This window comes from Bradyrhizobium ingae, from assembly GCF_055791185.1.
Genome location: NZ_JBVUBB010000040.1, coordinates 1 through 20,794, shown reverse-complemented (window position 1 = coordinate 20,794; position 20,794 = coordinate 1). Strand labels below are relative to the sequence as shown.

Genomic DNA, 20,794 nt, shown 5'->3' with positions numbered 1-20,794 from the left:
CGACCTATTACTCGTTTAAATTGCCTGCGTAAAGTTTTATAACTAAGCCGCTCCGCTACTGGAGCGATATGGAGTCGGAAATGTCTCAAGCAAAGTGGAAATTGACGAACTGGATGGGCGCAGCCTGCCTAGGCCTGTTCCTGGCGGCGCCTGCAGCGGCGCAGCCGATCTGGACCTGGACCAACCAATACGGCTCGACCCTGGCGGTTGACAATTATAATGCCAACACGGGCGCGATTTCCGGCACTTACACCAACAATGCGACCAATAGCTGCGATGAAGGTGCCCCTCAGGCGATGACGGGCTGGCTTGCGCGGTCTAACAGTGGCACGGCGATCAGCTTTTCGGTGAATTTTTCAGGCTGCGGGTCGACAACCGTATGGACGGGACAGCTGAACACTGCATCGGGCTTTCAGGGGCTCTGGCTACTTTCACTCGCCGAACCGGTGATCTGGAATGGCATCAGCGCCGGCGCGGACACTTTCACCTTCGCAAGCGGCGACAAATCGAAATTGCTGTCCGCTGTCGGAGAGGCGGCCAAGAGCGGTTCGGGCGAGAAGCTCTCGAATACAAAGAATCGCAAATAACCTGATCTGCACGTGGCGAAGTAAGGAATGCCATCACCCTGATCTTTCCCGTCCTCATCTGCGCCGATGTTCGCTCTGGATCGACCACGCATTTGGTATTGATCTCGAGATCGAAGACCTTCCGAGCCTGAATGCCTGAGCTGTTCAGGCTCGGCTTTATTCATTGTTGGTACGCGCAGACTGAGCGTATCCGAACGGTGAGCTTTAACGTGAGTGGAATCGATCATCTGTGTATCCAACGACCGGCCATTTTCGGCGAGCTCTCGGAACAGACGTTCCTAGACACCGCGGCGAGCCCAGTGCACGAACCGGTTATAAATTGTCGTCGACGGGCCATAGGCTTCCGGGCAATCGCACCAGCGGCAGCCGCTTTTGAGCACATGCACGATCCTCCCGCTGATGACGCGACGATCATCCACTCGCTCTTTGCCTCGAACATCCGTCGGCAAATGCGGTTCAATCCGCTCGCTTTGCTCATCGCTTAGCCAGAACAGATTCCTGCTCATGAATACGATATCTCGCTCAAAACGGATCAATATCGTATTGCGAAAGCAGAAGGATTAATGAGTTCTGACCCTAATTTTCTTCGCGCTTCGGAAAATCAGAATCAAATACAGAAGTGCAAAGAACGAGTTCGGCAAAAGCACCTCTATGACCGGCGATCGCCGATCAACGAGTCTGCGACAATCGGATTCGACGGCAAGAGGTCGATGGCTCATCCTGACGCTGTCCAGCAACGCCGCATGGCGCGTTCTCGAAAGCAACGCGGGCATTGCCCGTTGCCTTCAATCTGGAGATCGGCGGGGAACGGCTACGAAGGCCTTGTTTGTTGCCATGACATATCGATCGCCGGCCCGACGTGTCGTTCACCCTCCTCGAAGCCTGAGGAAAATTGCAGGAGACATCAAAGAATGTTCGGACTTTTCAAACAGGGTGAATTGGAGAAGGCCGCCGCCATCGACCGGTCGCAGGCCGTCAGCGAATTCCAGATGGACGGGACGGTCATTACGGCCAACCAAAAGTTCCTGAAAATGATGGGATACGCCCTGTCGGAGATCCAGGGCCACCATCACCGCATGTTCGTCGACGCAGATGAGCGAGACTCGACCCGCTATCGCGAGTTCTGGGCCCGGCTTAACCGCGGTGAATGCCTGGCCGCCGAATACGAGCGCGTCGCAAAAGGCGGCGCAAAGGTCTGGATACGGGCCTGCTATAATCCGATCCTCGATGCTGCGGGACGGCCCTCGAAGGTCATCGAATTTGCAACCGACATCACCGCGCGGATGATGCGCAGCATGGAGGATGCCAGCCGGTCGCGGCCATCGACCGCTCGCAGGCCGTGATCTCTTTCAAGCTCGACGGGACGATCGAGCGCGCGAACGAACACTTCCTCCGCGCCATGGGATACACGCTCGCCGAAATCGAAGGCAGGCACCACAGCATGTTCGTCGATCCGGCCGAGCGCGATTGCGCCAGCTACCAGGAATTCCGGACGCGGCTTAACCGCGGCGAATGCCAGGCCGGGCAATTCCGGCGAATTGCCAAGGGCGGCCGGGAAGTATGGATGCTGGCAACCTGCAATCCCGTTCTCGACGAAGAGGGGACGCCCTTTGCGGTGGTCACATTTGCCACTGATATAACTAGCCAAAAGCTGAAGGCAACTGACACGTCGGGACAGATCGACGCGATCGGCAGGTCGCAGGCCGTCATCGAATTCGGCATGGATGGCGCAATCATCACCGCCAACGAGAACTTCCTCAAGGCGGTGGGATATTCGCTGAGCGAGATCCAGGGCAAGCACCACAGCCTGTTCGTGACGGTCGACGAGCGCAACAGCGCAGCCTATCGGGACTTCTGGGCGCGTCTCAACCGCGGCGAATACCAGACCGGCGAATACCGGCGCGTCGGTCGTAACGGGAAAGAAATCTATATCCAGGCGTCCTACAACCCAATTCTCGACCACAATGGCAAGCCATATAAGGTGGTCAAATATGCCGCTGATGTCACCGAGGCGGCTCTCGCTCGACGGCGTGCGGAGCGCGCTCGCTCGTTGATCGAATCCGTTGCGGCCGGCAGCGAGGAGATGCGCACGTCGATCCGCACAATTTCCGAAACCATGGCTAAATCGAAGGAGGCAGCAAATCTTGCTGTCAACCGAGTGAAGTCGGCCAATACTCAGGCGGACCGCCTGAACGCGGCGGCACACGCCATGGAGGGCATCGTCGAGCTGATCGGAGACATCACCGGCCAGATCAACCTGCTCGCCTTGAATGCGAGGATCGAATGTGCGCTGGCCGGTGAAGCCGGAGCTGGTTTTGCGGTGGTCACAGGCGAGGTCAGGAACCTGGCCGACCAAGCCAAGCAAGCCACCACCAGAATATCGAACGAGATCACCTCCTTGAACGCCATTGCCGAGGAGGTTGTCTCCGCCCTGAACGGCGTCCGGTCCGCGATCGATAGCGTCAGCCAGTTCGTGGCGAGCAGCGCCGACGCGATTGAGGAGCAGACTGTCGTGTCCGGCGACATGTCCTCCAATATGCAACGCGCGGCGGCGGAGCTTGCCGTGTGAGCGATCGTGAGGCATTGGAAGATCAGAAGGCCCATCCGTTTCATCGTCGATATCATATGAGAGCAATGCCAGGAATATTGCACGCCGCCAAGCCGTCCTTGCTGCGGCGCGGCTCGAGAATGTGAGCAACACTGCTTCGCAATAAGAATAGATCACCGGGTTGGTGCCGAGCCGCTCCCGGATGGCTCATTCCCTATTAGCATGTCAGCGCCGACAATAGCGGCGGACGACAGCAAGGAACGCTTCGATATTCACCAGCATCTCACCGACCGCATCGTCGCAGCGATCGAGGCCGGTGCGGGACCATGGCTGATGCCCTGGCCGCACGCAGGAGCAACCTAAGGAATGTACAGCACGGCAAGGAGTGCGAGCGCGGCGATGGCGCAGAGAACCACTGTCTTACCGATCACCGCGCGTTTCTCGATTTGCTCGGCCGCATATCCGAAACCCCGAGCGAGATTGAGCAAGCTGTCTTGTTCGAGCCCTCCCGGCGAACGCTCGGCCTGTTGCAGGTAACCCCGCTCGAGCCGCCGGAACTCTTCCGCCCGCAATCTGCGTGCACGCACCGACATACGCATTGTCCGTTCCAACTAGCTCCAACCAGCTCACCAAGATGCCCGAAGGCTATCCGCGAACTGCGGGCCGGATGTGACTGCCGGCCCACCAGATCAGATAGTTGAGACGGTGGGATCACGTCAGCAGACTCCGCCGAATCTGCCGTTCGCGAGGGCCGGTGATGAGTAAGGAAGGAAAAGGCGAAAAGGGAGCAATGAAGGGCGGAGGACGGCACGAATTCTTTGTGGTGAATCTGACCGATGAAAAGCTGAAGGGGCACGTTTGGTGGAGAAGCGGCGGCAACGAGATCAAGCTCGATGTCAATGGTCTTGAGCCCGGCAGGGGTTCGCCGCGAAAGCAGTTTTTCCCGTCGAGCGGTAACCGGGATTATTGGCGCTGGTCGGAACGGTTCAGGGAGTACCAGCTGAACTGTTACGATGGCGACACCTATGCCGTCGTAACCATCAGCCGCTACGGAATCGGGGTGCTTGTTACCGCCACGAGCCCCGATACATGGAAATGGTAGCATAGCGCGCGGTGCTGCCCTTCGCGGCGTCGACCATGGGCCGCAGTCCCACGCCTCATCCAACTGGCCCAACTTGTCCGTCACCGTCGCCAGCCTGAGAGTTGCGGGCGGACATCCCTGTCGTTGCCAAGCAGACACCCCATCCGCTCCGCGGGCTCAGACCGTCCACGCGGTGGCTATCGCCCAATGCTTCTGTCCGCTCTCGCGTGCCTTGCCATCTCTCCTAAGGGTCGGCAGGAGAACTTCTCGATGTAGGTACGGAAGCTCACGCCATCGATTGGCCCCTCGATGAACCATGGCGCATCGTTCCGGTCATGGCGCACGCCGGCTTGAGTCGTTGCACTCTCGGCCGATCGCCGAGAGACTATTGGCCGGCGGGCAGCCCCTTCGGCATTGCAAGGCCCGGGCTCACAGACTCACATCTTGCAGCCAGTCGGATTGTTCAGCGACGAGCGTGATGCTTGAGATATAGGCTCTCATCATACCACTGCGCCGTGTAGATCTCGTTCCTGATGGCAAACGCTCTCGTGGGCTCAACGTCGGTCGGCAGGAGGTCCCATTGGCGCAGTAGACAGAGCATGGCATCTGGGAAGTATTGGTCGCCGTGAGCAAAGTCCTGGGGAACATACTCTCCGATGTCCGGAAGGCCGTACAGTGCCTGCGAACCGCCTTGCCCGGAGGACGATGCACCGGCCGTGGACGATGCCGCGACCGCAAATGATGGAACAGTTCCGGGGCGCACCTCCACCGGTCCCTGGTGTTCAAACCCAGGTTCCGGAATCAGCATAACGTCACCGCCGAGTAAATTATTTAAGGTCGCGACCTCGCTTCTTCCTGTCGCTGCCCACTGCGCCGAATACGATCGATCAAAGATCCTCAGATGTGTCGGCCGACACGGCCCCGGCAGGAGTCCGCGTGCGTCGAGGGCGCGGATCAGCTCGGGGGGAGCCGGTTGGCTGCCGTGCTGCCACCCCAAACCAACCACACTTCGAAAATCGGACGCCGACAGGCGAGCGACGAAACTCGATGACGCTTCCGAAGTACCGGCAAATGAAGATCGTCCGGTGGCTTGATCCCACGGCGGCGAAGCATCGTCGATGCCGCCCACAAACGGGGGAGGTACCTGCGACGCGCCGTGCTGCGGAGCGCCTTCGGCTGCCGCGTCGTCCAGAAACGCCTTGAACAGTTCATGATCGCCCTCACGGTAGGCGAAGTCATCTGTCCATCCCGCAGCCTCCGGCGATGCGCCGTGCTGCGGAGCGCCTTCGGCCGCTGCATCGTCCAGAAGCGAAATGATCAGTTCTTGATCGCCCTCACCGAGGTCGAAGTCATCTAGGGCGCCGAAGACCTCTCGCCATCCCGCAGCCTCCGACGATGCGCCGGGCGCCGCCGAGCCGCCGCACGCCGAGGATGGCTCCCCACGTCCGGCAGGCGATAATGGCCGAAGCACAGCTGAGGCCGGGGTAACTTGAGCATCGTGACGCGGCTCATAGCTCGTGGACACATCCGGCGCGACAACCATGTACTGAGTGCCCGGCCCGGCGCTCGATTGCGCCTGCGCGCGGCACAATTCTCGAAGGTGCCCCAACGCAGCCGGCAGCTGGTGGTTCATATAGTGTTCAGCATCCTGGGTCAGCGTATTGTCGTACAGGCGGCTAGCTATCGACCTCTTTTTTTGCGCCTGGAGCCAATTACTGAATCCGCGTAGAGCAGAAGCGTAGTTGCGGGCAGTGCCTGGTTGCACAGGCAAGGGTGCCTTCCTAAAGTCCGAAATAAGCCTCTCATCCTCAGCACACATCGCTTCGATGGGGCGACCAGCGCGGCTGGTAACAAGATGCCCGACCGGCCTCCCGGCAACGACAGCTCGAAGCTGTTCCAACGCCAGCGAAAGAAGTTGCGGCGAAGAAGGCTTGAGGGTGCTCGTATAGACCTTCAAATCGGCATCCAGCTGGCTCAACCGATCGGCCATTGGCTGCCTTCCAGTCTGGCGAAGCCAGACGCCGAACCTACTCGCTACGCTTTCCAGCGTCTCCCTGTAGTGTTTTTTGCGGCCTCTTTCGGTTTCTATTGCGAGTCTTGAGATGAGTTGCGCATCTCTTTCGAAGAGCTGTTTCTGCCGGTCAGAGAACCTGCGGGCGAGAGACCTCTCATTGAATCCGGGGGTAAGACGCACGATCGCCCTTCCGGCAGCGACAGTTCGAAGGTGTTCCAACGTGACATCAAGAGTTCGTCGGTCGGAAACGCTGAGCGCGGTCGTATAGGCCTGCAAATCGGCATCCAGCTGGCTCAACCGACCGGCCAGTGGCAGCCTTTCAGTCCTGCGAAGCCATGCGCTAAACTTTCGCGCGCCGCGCCCCATCGCTAGCACGTAATGTTTGTCGAAGCCGCTTCTCCCGGCTTGCTTCGCGAAGAGAGCAATTAGTGCCGCATCAACGTCGTGGGGGCCCGGTTCTGGCTGGGCGGCAGAGCTACCGGATGAGCCGTACTTTTGCTTTTTGGGCGGCGGACTGTCCGTCATCGTCGATCCCTCCTTCAGAACTTACTCAGCGCGTAATCAGTCAACCATTGTTTGCAGGCGTTTGGAGCATATTCTTCGTCGGATTGTGAGCTAAGGGTCAATCGGTGGGCGACACTGTCGTCCGCGAAGCGAGGATAGCGGAAGCCTGCAGATCCACGCTGAAAGTCCAGTCGATCTCTAGGGTGCCAGTGTGGAAATCGTCGACAAGCGGGTCTGTGAAACGAGCATCGATGCAAATTTCGGCACGGCGGCGATGCAGCAAGAGAGTGAGAAAATCTCTGCCCCATCTCACCTCGATGCGGCCGCTTGCGGTAATCGAAGCGAAGTACAGGGTTAGGTTACCGGTCTGGAAACCGAGCCTCGTCCAGCCGACCTCTGCCCAATCGGCGGTGGGAATTGGAAGCTTGGGGAACTCGATGAAGAGAGTTTCGATCTGAGCCGTGTCATAGGCGAAGCGCCGCCCTCCCTTCTTGCGCCACGCGATCAGCACATGTTTCGTCCCAGGCTCCAGATCGAGCGCCGCTCGTTCAGATGGATCGACCGGGATGAGGCGGCAACCGGAGTGCAATTCGGATCGAATGCTGTCGCCGGCGTTCCAAGGAAGGCTCATCGGCGGCTGACCTCTTCGGCGAACAGGCCGTAACTATCGGCGTTGGTCATGTATTGGGTTGTCGATAGGCGACAGAAGCTTGGCTCGTCATGATAGGCATGGTCGTCAGTGCCCAAAACCAGATGTGTTGCCTCATGCACAACGGTTGCGGATCGGAGGCGGTCGGAATTGGCGAAGTGCCGTTCATGCAGATTGATCCCGCTGTCGGGGAGCAAGCGCCGGATGTGATTCATGGCATAAGATCCACCAATCACTCCCATGGTGAGGGTGCCGAAGAATAACGCAGCTACTGCTCCGGCATCCTCTACGCGCAGTTCCTCAACTGACCCAGTGCTACGGAGCGACGCCGAGCCACGCTCGCACGCCATCCCTCCTGCCAGAAACAGACCCAAACCAGACCATCCCGAGCTCACCGAGCGGGACCGCAACGATCTTGGAACGATACGCCAGTCCGGCCAGGACACTGGGCCGGCCCGGACATAAGCCAGCGTGGCGTCGTTGGATCTCGGCCGGATCCGGTACAGAGGAGCGTCGACGAACCACGCTTTGAAACGCTGCCCTTGTGTTACTGGCTTGTCGCGATTGAGATAGGTGGCCACCTTCCTATAGCTTGCGAGGATTTCCCGGATGTCGGCGAGGTCCTGTCTGCGAGTGCCCGCGACACCAAAATATTGGCTCAAGGCCGGTCTTACCTCTCGCTCGACGTCTTTTCGCATGCGGGCATCCAAGTAGGCTTCTAGCTTCTGGATGGTGATGCGGACGAAGCCATTCGCCCTTTCATGGTCTCTTGCAACAGTGTCTTCGTAGTTGTGCAATTGTTGAGGCGTACCGCGTACCTCGACCCTGTTGGTGCCGGAGGGATTGATCACCGAAAACGGGTTATCATTGATATAGCTGTCGATATTGATGATGTGGGCGTCATCGGGATAAGGATTCATTTTTCGGCGCCCCATCAGGCCGGGCCAAGCGCCAACTGCCTGGAGTTCCTGCCCGTCAGACGTGAGCCTCCGGGGGTGAGGCCGCGCCGACTTGAGAGAGTCATGAACGTCCCCATCGAGTGTGATGTACTCCTCCATATCGGAAGCCAGTAGTCTTGGGGGAGACCGAGTATCAAGACTGGTGCTACGTTCGTCTGTCAATAACGTGTCGGTTTGGCGGACGATGATGTCGTCTGGTCTGCCCAATAGCCCGAAGGTGGCTGTGTAGCTCACGTGACCGATCATGAAATTTGTTTGCGGACGAAACGCGCTCGGCAGTACTCCATTGGAGAGCATTGCGGCCCTGAGCTCGGCCGACGCGGGTTGGTCGCCGTGCTGCCAACCTCGAACGTACATTGCTAGATTTGGAGTGGCAGGCGCGTATACACTTTGCTCCGGCAAATAGGTGGGCCACGGCCTCAAGGCGGGGCTAGGTGTATTCCAATTGTCGGCAGGCAACTGGCTGACTAGGTCCACGCCCAACCGAAACTCCGCCGAAAGCGGGAATGTCGCGGGTTCATCAACCACCGCCAAAACTCCCCTTCTGCTTCTTGCCGACGAAGCTCCATAGCTCGTCCAACTCAAGGCGTTCGGTGCGGACCTCAACCATGATGTCATGCAAATCCCATGCAACCCATGCCAGGCGGCGTGTCGAAAAAAATACTTAAAAAGGCTGCAAAAGCGCTATTCCTGACACTTCACGGACACTCGCGAGGTTGGTTATTGAGAGTGTTGCGTTTTTCCCGGAAATAAACTTCCCCTTGCGGGAGAAGGTGGCATCAACGGGAAGCTCTGCTTCCGATCAACTGACGATTTCCTCGCGGCGCAATTCTGCGATGCTCGGTGCGGAAAGGCCCAATTCCTTCAGAACCTCGTCGGTATGTTGCCCGAGCATGGGCGGCGGCAGGCCGGGGCTGCGCTCGTCTCCGACGAAAGTGACGGGATGTCCGACGCAGTTTAGGCGACCCGCCGCCGGATGATTGTATTCCATGATGAGCGTATCCGCCTTGGTGTGCAGATGATGATGAAGAAGACGAGACGGAGTGTGCTCACCCTGATCGCCGCCGCCCAGCTTTGGTAGGTCCGCAATTCTGCGATCTGTGTGAATGTGGGCCTGTCGGTGAATGGAGCCACTCCAGCGCAGCTGGCTGAAGCGCCGGCCAGGGATCGAAGTCGTCGCCCGCGATCGTGCGGGACTGTCGCCCTATCCTGATCAATTCACCTCCTCCCGCTTTTGGCGCTGAGGTGGAGAACTTGTTACGATCTAACTTCGGACGCGGGAGGTTGGCGTGGACCCAAACAACTTCGATCCATTCGTTCCGAAGAATTTTGATCCATTCGATCCAGGTTGGCATCAGGCGTACGCTGACACGGCGCAACATCAGGTAGGGCCGGCCACCCAAGGGAGGTAGACCAGGTCGCGCACGAGGACTTTGAGCAGCACTTGACCGAAGAGCGCCAAGGCGGTGCTGCTCCCGTCGCAGGGGGCCCGCCGCGTTCAAACCCTTACTATCCTCATCTGTCCGATAACGACCAGAACCTCATCAGTCCGGCCCTCGAGGCCGAGGTTGTGTGCGGGAATCTAACGCGCGCACGGCTCAGGGCCACCAGCTGAGCACTCTCCACCGCTCTTTCTCTCGCCAGGAGTCCGGGGGTTTAGACCAGCTTCGTCTGCCAGCCCCAAAGCCAACCTGATAGCAACGTCGCTAAGGCTGCACCAAACAGTTGCGCGGTAATGAAAGCCAGAACACCGCTGGGCGCAATGCCGGCGAATGTGTCCGAAAGCGACCGTGCGATGGTGACGGCAGGATTAGCAAACGACGTCGAGGCCGTGAACCAATAGGCCGAGGTGATGTAAAGGCCGACAGCATAGGGGACGGCGCTCGGCGCGCGGGCGACGCAGCCGAAGATCGTCAGCAACAGGCCGAAGGTGGCAACACCCTCAGCCAGCCATTGCCCGGCTCCGGTTCGGACCGTCAGCGACGATTGCCAGAGCGGTAGCTCGAACATCAGGTGTGCAAGCCATACACCCACAATGCCGCCGGAAATTTGCACGAGGATGTAAAGGCCCGCGGTGGGCCACGGCATTTCACCGCGCCACGCAAAGGCCAACGTGACGGCGGGATTGAAATGCGCACCGGAGAGCGGACCAAAGATCAGGATCAGCACCACCAGGATCGCGCCGGTCGGGATGGTGTTGCAGAGTAACGCCAGCGCAACATTGCCGCCGGCGAGCTTCTGCGCCATGATGCCTGAGCCAACCACCGCGGCGAGCAGGAAGGCTGTGCCGAGCCATTCGGCAGCGAGGCGCTGGCCACGCGAGGGCATCAGGCCGCCGCCGGGCCGCGCGGGTCAGCCACGCGCTCGCCGTCTTCCTTGACGAACACGCCGTGCTGCGGCGGCAATAGGTCAACCACCACTTCCGATGGTCGGCACAGCCGCACGCCATTCGGTGTCACCACGATCGGACGATTGATCAGGATCGGATGTGTCATCATCGCATCCAGCATTTCGTCATCACTGAGTTTCGGGTTGTCGAGCCCGAGTTCAGCGAAGGGAGTACCCTTCTCCCGCAGGAGATCACGCACAGAAATCCCCATCCGCATGATCAACTGCTTGAGCAGCGGGCGCGACGGCGGCGTCTTCAAATATTCCACGACATGCGGCTCGATGCCGGCATTGCGGATCATCGCCAGAGTGTTGCGCGAGGTGCCGCAATCGGGGTTGTGATAGATCACGACGTCCATGGCGTATGTCCACTAGCAGCAGACGGAAGCGGGTTTTGTGGCGGCCTGAGGTGAACAGCATGCGGCGGCCTTGTCATGTGCGATGCGCGCTTGGTTCTCGCCGCTGCCGTCGCCATACACTGTGCTTTCGCCGGTCGTGTGAAACGTCTCCCAAGCGATACCGGCGGGATCGTCGATCCAGGATTTTTCCGACTTGGCATAGCAGCAGGTGGTCTCGCCCTGCTCGATGACGTCGCCGCCGGCCTCGCGCATGCGGGTATAGACCTCGTGAAGCTCGTCGGTGTTCTCGACCTGGATGCCGAGATGATCGAGGCCAGGTTCACGCCCACGCGTCGAGATCGCGAAATTGACCCGCGGATCTTCCAGCATCCACTTGGCATAGTCGGATTTGACCACCGTCGGCTGCGCTGCAAACAGCGTGGAGTAGAACCCGACGGAGCGGGAGATATCCTCGACGGAGACGTGAACATGGAGGCGCTTCATGGCGTGTCCTTTCAGGCCGGGATTTTGGTGCGCTTGCGCGCGGGCTTGCAGGCCACGGCGGGCGCGCAGGAGACCCCGCCGCAGCAGTTTTCTGTAAGAAAGCCGAGTAAGGCGTTCATAGTCTTGAACTGCGCGGCATAGATCATCGAGCGGCCTTCGCGACGGACGGTCACGAGACCCGCCATCCGCAGCCGGTCGAAATGAAAGGTCAGTGTGTTGGGAGCAAGATCGAGCGCCTCGGCGACTGCGCCTGCCGGCATGCCCTCGGGACCCGCTTGAACCAGCAGTCGGAATACATCGAGCCGATTGTCCTGCGCGAGCGCGGAAAGCGCCGTGACAGCATCTGTCGTTTCCATATTTCAACGAATATAGAAATGATGCAGAAGCGTCAAGGATATTCCATTTGAGCGATCATTGGAGGGACGCAGGCTGACGGTCGTGGCGGCGTCGGCAGCCTCGCAGCATGGTCGCGCTCGGCGTTTCGCCAATCGAAGCTGCATAGCCCTTGGTTGCCAGCGACAGCCCTGGCGGCCCGCCGTCCCGTCGGTCACGCTCTACTCGCAGGCATACGCCTGCGACCGGAGCCGCGAAGCGTCTCCGCCCTTTGGGTAACGATCGTTGCCGCTTACTGCTTCTGCCTGGTCCGCGCTTCTGTTCGGAGTCGGCCAAACTGGCTCGCTCCATGATGGGGTCCGGCGAGGCGAGGTCGTCCAAGCTCACAGCACGTGCTTGAATCCGCACAGGGATCGAAACGGACTGACCTTCCCCACGTCCTTGGCAGAGCAGACCGCTACGCCGGAACGATCCTTAAGTCGTGCGCGGGGCGGGCGGCTGACCGAAGCGGAAGTCCGTGCCAGCCGACCACATACGATGCATGATGATAGCCAGCTTTCTGGCCACGGCGACGCACGCCTTCTTCGCGCCTACGCGTTTGGCGAGCTTCACGCCCCAAGCTCGCAGAGCCGACCACTTCCTCGCAATCCGTAGATGCGAGTTGGCTGCCTCGTAAAGAGCGTGACGCATCATCTTGTCACCGCACTTACTGATATTTCCAGACCGGTCCATCTCACCAGACTGATAAACACGAGGTGTCAGCCCCAAGTGTGCCGCTACAGCCCTGGAATCTTTGAAGCGCCTGGGATCGTCAATCGTTGCCTTGAAGGACAGGCTGACGATTGGACCCACGCCCGAGACTGTCATCAAGCGCCTGCAGACCTCGTCTTCGCGTGCCATTTGCGAAAGCTGACGGTCCAAGAGAGCCTTCTTCACCCGCATAGCATTGCGTACCTCAAGCAAGGGTTCAATTGCCAATCGCAACTCTGACGCATCAGCAAGCATCGCTTCGACCTTGGCGGCGAAGCGGACACGATGCACAAGCCCCAACTTGAGGCCATGCACCTTCAATAGGCCGCGAATGGTGTCTTCGATCGCGAGCATATGATCGACGAACTTCCGACGGGCAATCAAGACAGTCCTCAAGATCTGCGAAGCCTTGCTCTTAACGTGCACCGGCCGGTAGTGGCCAAGCCGCATCATCTCGGCAATGCCGCGCGCATCGCTACGATCCGTCTTGTTTGGCCGAGAGGATAGGAAACGCTGAGCGTGACGCGTTTCGATACACACAGTCTCAAAACCACTCTCGACCAGCGCGCCGTAGAGCCATTCTGACAAAGGGCAAGCCTCGATGCCGAAACCAGCGCGATCTTCTCACGCCATCCTATCAGGGCTTTAACAAGCGCGGTCGGTTCGCTTTCGGCTTTGCCTTCCCATACCGGCGAGCCGTCCGCCTCGACGACACAAATTGAAGTGGTCTTGAGCGAAACATCCAGTCCGACAAACAAAGCCATGTTGCGTCTCCCTTGCTGGGCCGAATCAGTCCCAGCAGGGTAGCGAAGGCTGGCTGGGATCGGATTACCCTAGCTCCCGCAATATAGCCAGACAGCCTGCGGCTGACTTCATTTCATTAGATGCTTCAGGGCCTGCGGCCCCCCGACCGTCAAGCCCAGGCCCCATCAAGCCATGGGGCGGAAAACGGCGGGCCGTGTAGTCGCTGCGCTCCGGCCCGCACCAGCCCCGCTCGTTTTCCGGGCTGTGACGGCCGCCCCCCGCTCATTGGCGCTGGCCTAGTTCCGGTTGCATGCGCAACCGGCAAAAAAGGCAGCACAATGAAAACCGATGTCTATCAGAAGATCACCGATGAGATCGTGTCTGCACTTAAGAAAGGCGTTCGCCCATGGCACCAGCCATGGAAAGCCGAGCATGCCGCTGGTCGCATCTCGCGGCCCCTGCGCGGCAACGGCATTCCCTATCAGGGCATCAATGTTCTGATGCTGTGGTCCGCCGCCATCGATCACGGCTACGGCGCCCCCATCTGGATGACATTCAAGCAGGCCTTAGAGCTCGGCGCGCATGTCCGCAAAGGCGAGAGCGCTACGCTTGTGGTCTACGCCAACAAGATCATTCGCAAGGAAACCGACGCCGAGACCGGCGACGAAGCCGAACGCGCCAATCCCTTCATGAAGGGGTACGCTGTGTTTATTGAGCAGATTGAAGGCTTGCCGCAGCATTTCTACAGCCAGCCGGAAAAGCCGAGCGCGACTGTCGAGCGCATTGCTCACGCTGAAGCGTTCTTTGCGGCAACTGGCGCGAACATTGTCCATGGTGGCAGCCGCGCCTGCTATGTGCCGTCGACCGACAATATTCACATGCCCTGCATCGATTTCTTTTGTGATGCAATCAGTTACTATGCGACGCTCGCGCACGAATGTACGCATAGTGCCGTAACCCGAATTATGCCGATGACCAACGTTGGCGGCTGTCAGAGCTGGTTCTGGCCGTTCGTCAGCTCGGCATAATCGGATTTATTACGCACAGCGAGTTTGGTCGCCTCTAACCCGGCAGAAATGGGGTGGTAAGCTGACGGTCGTGCTTTTGAGTGTTGTTGGCAAAAGCAGCCATTACGCTCAATTGCTTTGCACTGTTCCAACCGGGAGCTTCCCGGCTTGATGAGCCAAACGTGGGCTACTAAATGTGCCGTCATCTTCGAGGGAGTTTGCCACATGATCGATATCGACAAGGTGAGGGCGGATACCCCCGCTTGCGAGCAAGTGCTGCATTTTAACAATGCGGGGGCTTCATTAATGCCTCGTCAGGTCTACGAGGCGGTCAAGGGCGTGTTGGATCTAGAAAACGGCGTGGGCGGCTACGAAGCCGAGCGGCGCCTAGCAGACGATTTGCAGGCATTTTACAGCGAATTCGCGGCCCTTTTGAATGCCAGGCCGGATGAAATCGCCTTTGTCGAAAACGCCACTCGTGCGTGGGATATGGCGTTCTATGCTCTCCCCCTCCAATCGGGCGACCGGGTCATTACACACGGTTCAGAATATGCGTCGAACTTCCTGGCATTTCTGCATCAGGCCAAAAGACGTGGGATCGAGATTGACATAGCGCCTTCCGACGAGAACGGACAACTCGATGTCGCTGCGCTCGAAACTCTGATCAGGCCCGCCACAAAGCTTATCGCCATCACGCATGTCCCAACACAGGGTGGGCTGGTGAACCCGGCAGCCGCAGTTGGCCAAGTCGCCAAGAAGCACAACATCCTTTACCTGCTTGATGCATGCCAGTCAGTCGGCCAGCTTGAGGTGGATGTGAAGGCCATTGGTTGCGACATCCTTTCCGGCACCGGCCGCAAATTTCTGCGGGGGCCGCGCGGCACCGGCTTTCTCTATGTCAGCAACGCCATTGTCGAAAAACTCGACCCGCCATTTATCGACCTTCTGTCGGCCAACTGGACGACCAATGATCAGTACGAGCTGGCGGCGGGCGCAAAGCGTTTCGAGAACTGGGAAAGCTATGTCGGCGGCCGCGTCGGTCTCATGACTGCTGTCCGATATGCGCGGAGCATCGGCATCGCGGTGATCGAACAGCGCGTGTCGTCCTTGGCCGCCACGCTTCGGGATGCTCTTTGCGGTGAGACGGGTGTTTCCGTTCATGACCTCGGGCGGACGAAGTGCGGCATCGTCACCTTCCAGAAGCAAGGTCTCGAACCGCAGAACATTGCCGAGCGCCTGAGAGCCCAGCAGATCAACGTCTCGGTGTCCGGCGTGCCCTATGCCCGGCTTGATCTTGGCGGGCGGGGGCTCTCCTCGCTGGTTCGCGCCTCCGTGCACTACTTCAACACGGAAAAGGAGATCGAACGTTTCGTGGAAATAGTGTCCAGCCTTATTCCCACTTGATGGAGGGTGATGGCTGCTTTTGGCAACTCAGCTTTCCACTGTGAACTTCTGAGATGGGGTCGTTTCTTGCCGATGGGCTTTGGAGGGAGAGCAAAAAGTCGGAAAACAGATACGGATTTAACGTGAAGTTGTCGCTCCAAAACCATGGAGCACAAGAATGCACATATCTGATCAAGCCACCTGCTTCGACCCGTACTTGGCATCATTCGAGGAAAGTCTTTCCTCCAATAACTATAAGCCCGATACTCTCGCGAATTGCCGCTGCCTGCTGCGTCGCTTTGGACGCCTGCTCGACGCTGAGGGTATTGCGCCATCCTCACTGACACCAAACCTTGCTGCTGAGTTGGCGCAGCGCGTACCAACCGCCCCAAAATGCACCATCAAGGTTTGCAATCTTGTTCGGTGCTTCGTCGCGCACCTGGTCGAAATTGGCGTGGCCGCTATCCCGCCGCTGACACCTGCTCAGGCGGAGCGGGCCAAATTACTGAGCAGCTTCGAGACCTATCTCGTCAAGCAGCGGGGCCTCAGCCCGCGGACAATCTACCACACGCTGCGCTTTGCGAACCGGTTCCTTGACTATTGCTTCGGCGAGATGATGATCGATTTGGCTAGCTTGCGTCCAGCCGATGCAATTGGCTTCATCGAACACGTGCTCGCAGGCGCACGTCGCGACAAAACAATTACGACCCATGTCCGCACCTTCCTCCAATATCTGTTCAGCTGCGGAACCACGCCGACCAACCTTGCGCTGAGCCTGCCTAGATGCCGTAATGGGCCGGCCTTCGCGAGGCTAGCCAGGTTAGGTGGCTGTCCCTCAGAATGATGATGTTGAAACGGAGTCCGAATGATCGGCTCCAGGCATCAAGTGAGGAACAGCCATGGACTATTATGCGGGGATCGACGTGTCTTTGAAAGAGAGCAGCGCCCAACTTGCGAGCAAGGGCCACTTTGGCGCGCTTCATGCCGCGCCGTCGCGCAACCTCGAGTGCCCAGCGCTTCAGGCTCGAGAAGCGTGTCGCACGCGTCAGCATGATATGCGCCGCTTCAAAGAGCGCGGTGCGCACCATGGCGTCGCCGACCTTACTGATGACGCCGTCCCGGTCGGTCTCACCCGACTGATATTTTTTCGGCGTGAGCCCGAAGTAGGCGCCGATCGTACTGGATTTTACGAACCGCGATGGATCATCTACCGCCGAGCGGTATGTCAGGGCGACCAAAGCACCGACACCAGGTGTGCTCATCAATCGCCGGCAAACTTTGTCGGCCCGCGCGATCTTCAGCATCTCGCGATGCAGCCTCGTGAACTCGTTCCACAATGCCATCCTAGCAGCGAGCATCGCGCCAATCACCGTTTCCAGGGTCACGTGCCCCGCTGTCAATTCCCGAATGCGCGCTTCAAACCGTCCACGGCTCACTTCGCCGACCTTCAGCCCATAGCCACGCAAAATCCCGCGGATGCTGAGTTCGACGTCGAGAAGCTTGCCTTGCAGAAGCTTGCGCCCAATGAGAAGGGCGCGGGTGTCCTTGCAAGGCACCGATTTCGCGTGAACCGGACGGTACCAGCCCATCCGCAGCAACTGAGCGATCCCGCGGGCATCCTTCCGGTCGGTCTTGACGGTCATGGCTGAGAGTGCTGCTTTCACATGCCGTGTCTCGAGCAAAACCGCATCGCGTCTGCCGGCCACAAGCCCGGCATGCAGCCACTGCGACAACGGCCCTGCTTCGCGCCCAATGCGGCTGACAGGTAATTCCAGCTCGTCGAAATAGCCAATAAGCACCTCAGGCTCGCTGGCGACCTTGACCTCGCGGACGACCTTGCCAGTCCCGTCAACAACGCAGATGCTGCTCTCTTTCAAAGACACGTCGATCCCCGCATAATAGTCCATGGCTGTTCTCACTTGATGCCTGGAGCCGATCATTCGGACTCCGTTTCAACATCATCATTCTGAGGGACAGCCACCTAACCTGGCTAGCCTCGCGAAGGCCGGCCCATTACGGCATCTAGACATGCTCTCGCTCCGCGCGATCACCCGCGACGACTTCCTTGTCTTCGAGAACGGCCAGATGATCGGCCGCATCCGTCGTGCCGCCGATCGCGCGCCCGCGCTCTGGCTCTGGTAGTTGTGATCACCGGCCCACCGTTCGACGATGCTTCAACCCTCGATGAGGCCAAGGAGCGATTCCGGGCAGCATGGGAAACCTTCAAGGAGAAGCATGGGCCGGAGACGGTGGCGACCCGAGGCGCTATGAGGGTCCCCATCAACTCATCGACGGCGAGCGCGACACATACCAGCCAAAGGATGCGTCATACTTTTGGAACGTAGCGAGCGATGGCGGCCAGATCGCACGTGGCGCGCTGGACGGCAAAGCAGTGTCGAGCGCAGTGGCCGCTGGCATGACGACGTTTCAGGCTAGAAAGTACGTTCGTTAGGGCACAGATGCGCTTCGATACTCCGCTGTGGGAGCGCGAACACGGTAAGAAGCCAAGTGGGAGGCGCAAATGGCGCTTCCGAATCGTCTCGCCCAGCAATACAGTCGAGGACTATGAAGTCACAACCGCTGCACTGACCTTCCCCTCCGCATGTCGAGCTGCGATCGAGAAGGCCAGGCAGCGCCGTTCGGACCGAATTGTGGTGTTACCGTAGGGGGCGCCCACACGATGTCCGACACGTCCTTGTATGCGGCGGCTCCCTGTGGGGCCGCTTCAATTGCTTCGCCTTCGGCAGAAGCGCGGGAACGCTTCGAAGAAGCGGCGCGAGTTAATGGAAGCATGATGCCGCTTCGACGAAGGTGAGTCTGACGCTGTGGCGCTCCGCGCCTAGGGACGATCGAATGTATGATCGTCAAAAGCCGCATCGGAGACAGTCTCGACGGCAAGCGGCCACTTTTCGTTTTGTGAACTGCGTCGGGCTCTCGTCAGCTTTTGGAAAGCTAGCCCGAATACAGAACCGTCGAGGTCGGCGGCGCGCGGTAGGGACAGCGCTATCTACGAAGAAGGTCGAGTCGCGTCGCTGCAAACCTCAATTGGCAGCGCGGACGCGGTAGGGACAGTGCCCGATCTATTGCTCCCCAAAGCTGGAATCCGGCGCCGAGTCGCGCCCGCGCTGCTTCCGGTCCCAGGCGTCAAGCCACTTCTGATGGCCAGTTCTGGTAGTTGTGCCCGTGAAGTTAGCGGCGCGCGTGGTGCGACTTTAGCGCTTTGGTCGGGACGCCGGTAGAACTTCAATTCTCTTGACCATCACAACAATGCGCTTCGCAAAGGCGCTGGGCGAATCTTCGGCGTAGTCGGCAGGAACGATTCGAATATTCCTTCGGCAGGCGGGCGACTCAATCCTCTTGATGGTGCCGCAGTCATTTTCCAATGCTTCCCGCTCCGCCGCTGGTTCGATAGACTTTGCGAAAACTACCGTAGTCATCCCGCGGGAAGACGCACAGCGATAATCGCCCCTATCGGCGTAGAAGCAGCTCACGTTTCGAATCTCGATAGGCTTCCCAATGAACTTTCCGGGGGCGACATGAAGGTCGTCCGGATCAACGACCTTGAAATCGTTAGGGCTGAAGTTAGTAACGATTTCTTTGGTGTTCGCCGTTTCCGGTCCAACGAGAACGCCAGCGGCCTTGAGCGTTGCGGCGGCTTTGTCGAAGCACAATAAGCGATCTTTGTCGTCGTTCACGGCCGTGCAGCCCATCACTTGCATGACGGCTTCCGGTGCATCCGCGGCGAGCGAGGGCCGTATCGAACAGATTATGATTGCTGCGCCACAAACATACGTAAGCCGCTTCCGCTTTAAGAGTGCTTGCCTGTACTTCATCGAAGCCAGCTTTCTTCCTAAGCCGTCCATACGGATGTCGTCGTTAATGGATCAGCCAAGTCTTTTGATTGGCGTCGGGATCGCTTGCCTGAGGCCGGGATCCAAGCCAGCGTTTCGGATAAGCCTACGGACATCATCCAGGCCGGCATTGTCGGCGTCGGCCTGAGCGACTTCTATGTCCAGTTCTTCAACGGGCTGATCATCATTCTGTCGCTGCTCGGCCATCGCTGGAATCAGATCCGCTACCGATGATGACATCAGAGGTCCGGCAACCAAATCAAGACGCGTTGCCCGGGTGGGCAGGCACCGTGAAATGGAAGATCGCGCCACGGGGCGCGTTGGCGGTCACCCACAAGCGACCGCCATGTGCTTCGACAATCGACCGACAGATCGAAAGTCCCACTCCCAGACCGCCGGGCTTGGTCGTGTAGAAGGGCTCGAAGACGCGCTCGAGACTGCCGGGGACCAATCCTGGTCCCGAATCCTTCACCGCGACCTGAACGCTTTCAGGCTCGACCTCAGCGGTGGTGATGACGATCTGTCGGCTTCCGTCCGCGACCGGGCCCATCGCTTGGATAGCGTTGAGAATCAGGTTGAGGACCACTTGCTGCAATTGGACGCGATCGCCATCGACGAGTGGCAGGTTTTTCGCGGGTTCTATCTGCACCGAGATGCTATTCTTCAGCGCCTCGCTACGGCTGAGCTCAATCACGTCCCGGATCGCCTCGTTAATGTCCAAACGATCCTTCCGTGGCGGTGCTCTTTTGACGAGATCGCGAATCCGGCCGATGATGTCGCTGGCCCGATCGGTGTCGTTCACAAGGCAGCCGAGCACTTGCCTGGCTCCCTCAACCTCCGGCGGGTTTCTACCTAAGAATCGCAGGGCGGCAGCGGCATTCATCGATGCCGCGGCGATCGGCTGACTCACTTCATGGGCGATCGAGGCCGTGAGCTCGCCCATGGTGGCGAGGCGGTTCGCGTGCGTTAGCTCCTTCTGCACCTCCCGCAAGGCCTCGGCAGCGCGCTTGCGCTCAGTGATGTCCCGCGCAACGCCGCGGTAACCAACGAAGTGCCCCGCTTTGTCGAAGACCGGCAGCCCGGAGATGGACGCGTAGCGCTTGTCGCCGTCCGGCGTAGGCCGCGCCAGCTCGAAATCCCGGAACGGCAGGTGG

At 59.2% G+C, this 20,794-nt stretch carries 18 protein-coding genes and 5 pseudogenes; 8 read left to right on the top strand and 15 right to left on the bottom strand.

Annotated features, from left to right (window positions below; genetic code table 11):
- The first annotated feature begins 68 nt into the window (after nt 1-68).
- Nucleotides 69-587 (top strand): avidin/streptavidin family protein, encoded by a 519-nt coding sequence (locus ACV1FX_RS35335; RefSeq protein ID WP_473122155.1) that lies wholly within the window; start codon nt 69-71, stop codon nt 585-587.
- Nucleotides 588-781: 194 nt separating this feature from the next.
- Here the strand turns inward: ACV1FX_RS35335 and ACV1FX_RS35330 are convergent.
- Nucleotides 782-1,093 (bottom strand): annotated as a pseudogene (locus ACV1FX_RS35330) (transposase); the annotation flags it as partial.
- 405 nt (nt 1,094-1,498) lie between these two features.
- Between ACV1FX_RS35330 and ACV1FX_RS35325 the strand changes: the two are divergent.
- Nucleotides 1,499-3,156 (top strand): annotated as a pseudogene (locus ACV1FX_RS35325) (methyl-accepting chemotaxis protein).
- 201 nt (nt 3,157-3,357) lie between these two features.
- Complete coding sequence (locus ACV1FX_RS35320; RefSeq protein ID WP_473122154.1) at nt 3,358-3,498, top strand: ArdC-like ssDNA-binding domain-containing protein; 141 nt, start codon at nt 3,358-3,360, stop codon at nt 3,496-3,498.
- On the opposite strand, the gene ACV1FX_RS35315 is transcribed toward ACV1FX_RS35320, so the two are convergent.
- Nucleotides 3,495-3,734: a hypothetical protein gene (locus ACV1FX_RS35315; RefSeq protein ID WP_473122153.1), complete on the bottom strand. Its 240-nt coding sequence runs from the start codon at nt 3,732-3,734 to the stop codon at nt 3,495-3,497. The genes ACV1FX_RS35320 and ACV1FX_RS35315 overlap by 4 nt on opposite strands.
- Before the next feature lie 158 nt (nt 3,735-3,892).
- On the opposite strand from ACV1FX_RS35315, the gene ACV1FX_RS35310 reads away from it, so the two are divergent.
- Nucleotides 3,893-4,237 (top strand): hypothetical protein, encoded by a 345-nt coding sequence (locus ACV1FX_RS35310; RefSeq protein WP_473122152.1) that lies wholly within the window; start codon nt 3,893-3,895, stop codon nt 4,235-4,237.
- Between the two features lie 442 nt (nt 4,238-4,679).
- Here ACV1FX_RS35310 and ACV1FX_RS35305 read toward each other — a convergent pair whose 3' ends face one another.
- From ACV1FX_RS35305 to ACV1FX_RS35260, 10 genes and pseudogenes are all read right to left on the bottom strand, one after another.
- Entirely contained in the window at nt 4,680-6,755 is a 2,076-nt protein-coding gene (locus tag ACV1FX_RS35305) for a hypothetical protein (protein ID WP_473122151.1), read from the bottom strand.
- Between the two features lie 97 nt (nt 6,756-6,852).
- Complete coding sequence (locus tag ACV1FX_RS35300; protein ID WP_473122150.1) at nt 6,853-7,365, bottom strand: hypothetical protein; 513 nt, start codon at nt 7,363-7,365, stop codon at nt 6,853-6,855.
- Nucleotides 7,362-8,303 (bottom strand): M35 family metallo-endopeptidase, encoded by a 942-nt coding sequence (locus ACV1FX_RS35295; protein ID WP_473122149.1) that lies wholly within the window; start codon nt 8,301-8,303, stop codon nt 7,362-7,364. Before ACV1FX_RS35295 ends, ACV1FX_RS35300 begins: the two co-directional genes overlap by 4 nt.
- 580 nt (nt 8,304-8,883) lie before the next feature.
- Nucleotides 8,884-8,983: pseudogene (locus tag ACV1FX_RS35290) on the bottom strand (IS1 family transposase); the annotation flags it as partial.
- A gap of 161 nt (nt 8,984-9,144) precedes the next feature.
- On the bottom strand, nt 9,145-9,333 hold the full coding sequence (locus ACV1FX_RS35285) for a hypothetical protein (protein ID WP_473122148.1): 189 nt from the start codon (nt 9,331-9,333) through the stop codon (nt 9,145-9,147).
- Nucleotides 9,334-9,998: 665 nt separating this feature from the next.
- Nucleotides 9,999-10,670 (bottom strand): aquaporin, encoded by a 672-nt coding sequence (locus tag ACV1FX_RS35280; RefSeq protein WP_473122147.1) that lies wholly within the window; start codon nt 10,668-10,670, stop codon nt 9,999-10,001.
- The gene (gene arsC / locus ACV1FX_RS35275) at nt 10,670-11,089 is read right to left on the bottom strand and encodes an arsenate reductase (glutaredoxin) (RefSeq protein WP_473122146.1); all 420 of its coding nucleotides are present in this window, start codon (nt 11,087-11,089) and stop codon (nt 10,670-10,672) included. Before arsC ends, ACV1FX_RS35280 begins: the two co-directional genes overlap by 1 nt.
- A 12-nt stretch (nt 11,090-11,101) precedes the next feature.
- Nucleotides 11,102-11,572 (bottom strand): ArsI/CadI family heavy metal resistance metalloenzyme, encoded by a 471-nt coding sequence (locus ACV1FX_RS35270; protein ID WP_473122145.1) that lies wholly within the window; start codon nt 11,570-11,572, stop codon nt 11,102-11,104.
- A gap of 11 nt (nt 11,573-11,583) precedes the next feature.
- Nucleotides 11,584-11,928, bottom strand: a complete 345-nt coding sequence (locus ACV1FX_RS35265) for an ArsR/SmtB family transcription factor (RefSeq protein ID WP_473122144.1) — start codon at nt 11,926-11,928, stop codon at nt 11,584-11,586.
- A 451-nt stretch (nt 11,929-12,379) separates the two neighbouring features.
- A pseudogene (locus ACV1FX_RS35260) lies at nt 12,380-13,419 on the bottom strand (IS110 family RNA-guided transposase).
- Between the two features lie 318 nt (nt 13,420-13,737).
- On the opposite strand from ACV1FX_RS35260, the gene ACV1FX_RS35255 reads away from it, so the two are divergent.
- From ACV1FX_RS35255 to ACV1FX_RS35245, 3 genes are all read left to right on the top strand, one after another.
- Nucleotides 13,738-14,427, top strand: coding sequence for an ArdC family protein (locus tag ACV1FX_RS35255; RefSeq protein WP_473122143.1), 690 nt, complete (start codon nt 13,738-13,740; stop codon nt 14,425-14,427).
- Between the two features lie 204 nt (nt 14,428-14,631).
- On the top strand, nt 14,632-15,810 hold the full coding sequence (locus ACV1FX_RS35250; protein WP_473122142.1) for an aminotransferase class V-fold PLP-dependent enzyme: 1,179 nt from the start codon (nt 14,632-14,634) through the stop codon (nt 15,808-15,810).
- Nucleotides 15,811-15,967: 157 nt separating this feature from the next.
- Entirely contained in the window at nt 15,968-16,633 is a 666-nt protein-coding gene (locus ACV1FX_RS35245; RefSeq protein WP_473122141.1) for a hypothetical protein, read from the top strand.
- A 73-nt stretch (nt 16,634-16,706) separates the two neighbouring features.
- Here the strand turns inward: ACV1FX_RS35245 and ACV1FX_RS35240 are convergent.
- Both ACV1FX_RS35240 and ACV1FX_RS35235 read right to left on the bottom strand, forming a co-directional pair.
- Nucleotides 16,707-17,696, bottom strand: a pseudogene (locus ACV1FX_RS35240) (IS110 family RNA-guided transposase); the annotation flags it as partial.
- 1,305 nt (nt 17,697-19,001) lie between these two features.
- Nucleotides 19,002-19,508: a hypothetical protein gene (locus ACV1FX_RS35235; protein WP_473122140.1), complete on the bottom strand. Its 507-nt coding sequence runs from the start codon at nt 19,506-19,508 to the stop codon at nt 19,002-19,004.
- Between the two features lie 198 nt (nt 19,509-19,706).
- Between ACV1FX_RS35235 and ACV1FX_RS35230 the strand changes: the two genes are divergently transcribed.
- Nucleotides 19,707-19,874 carry a hypothetical protein gene (locus tag ACV1FX_RS35230; protein WP_473122139.1) on the top strand — a complete coding sequence of 56 codons (168 nt, stop codon included), beginning with the start codon at nt 19,707-19,709 and terminating at the stop codon, nt 19,872-19,874.
- A gap of 25 nt (nt 19,875-19,899) precedes the next feature.
- On the opposite strand, the gene ACV1FX_RS35225 is transcribed toward ACV1FX_RS35230, so the two are convergent.
- Nucleotides 19,900-20,794: PAS domain-containing sensor histidine kinase (locus ACV1FX_RS35225; RefSeq protein ID WP_473122138.1), on the bottom strand; the 895-nt coding region annotated here is incomplete at its 5' end.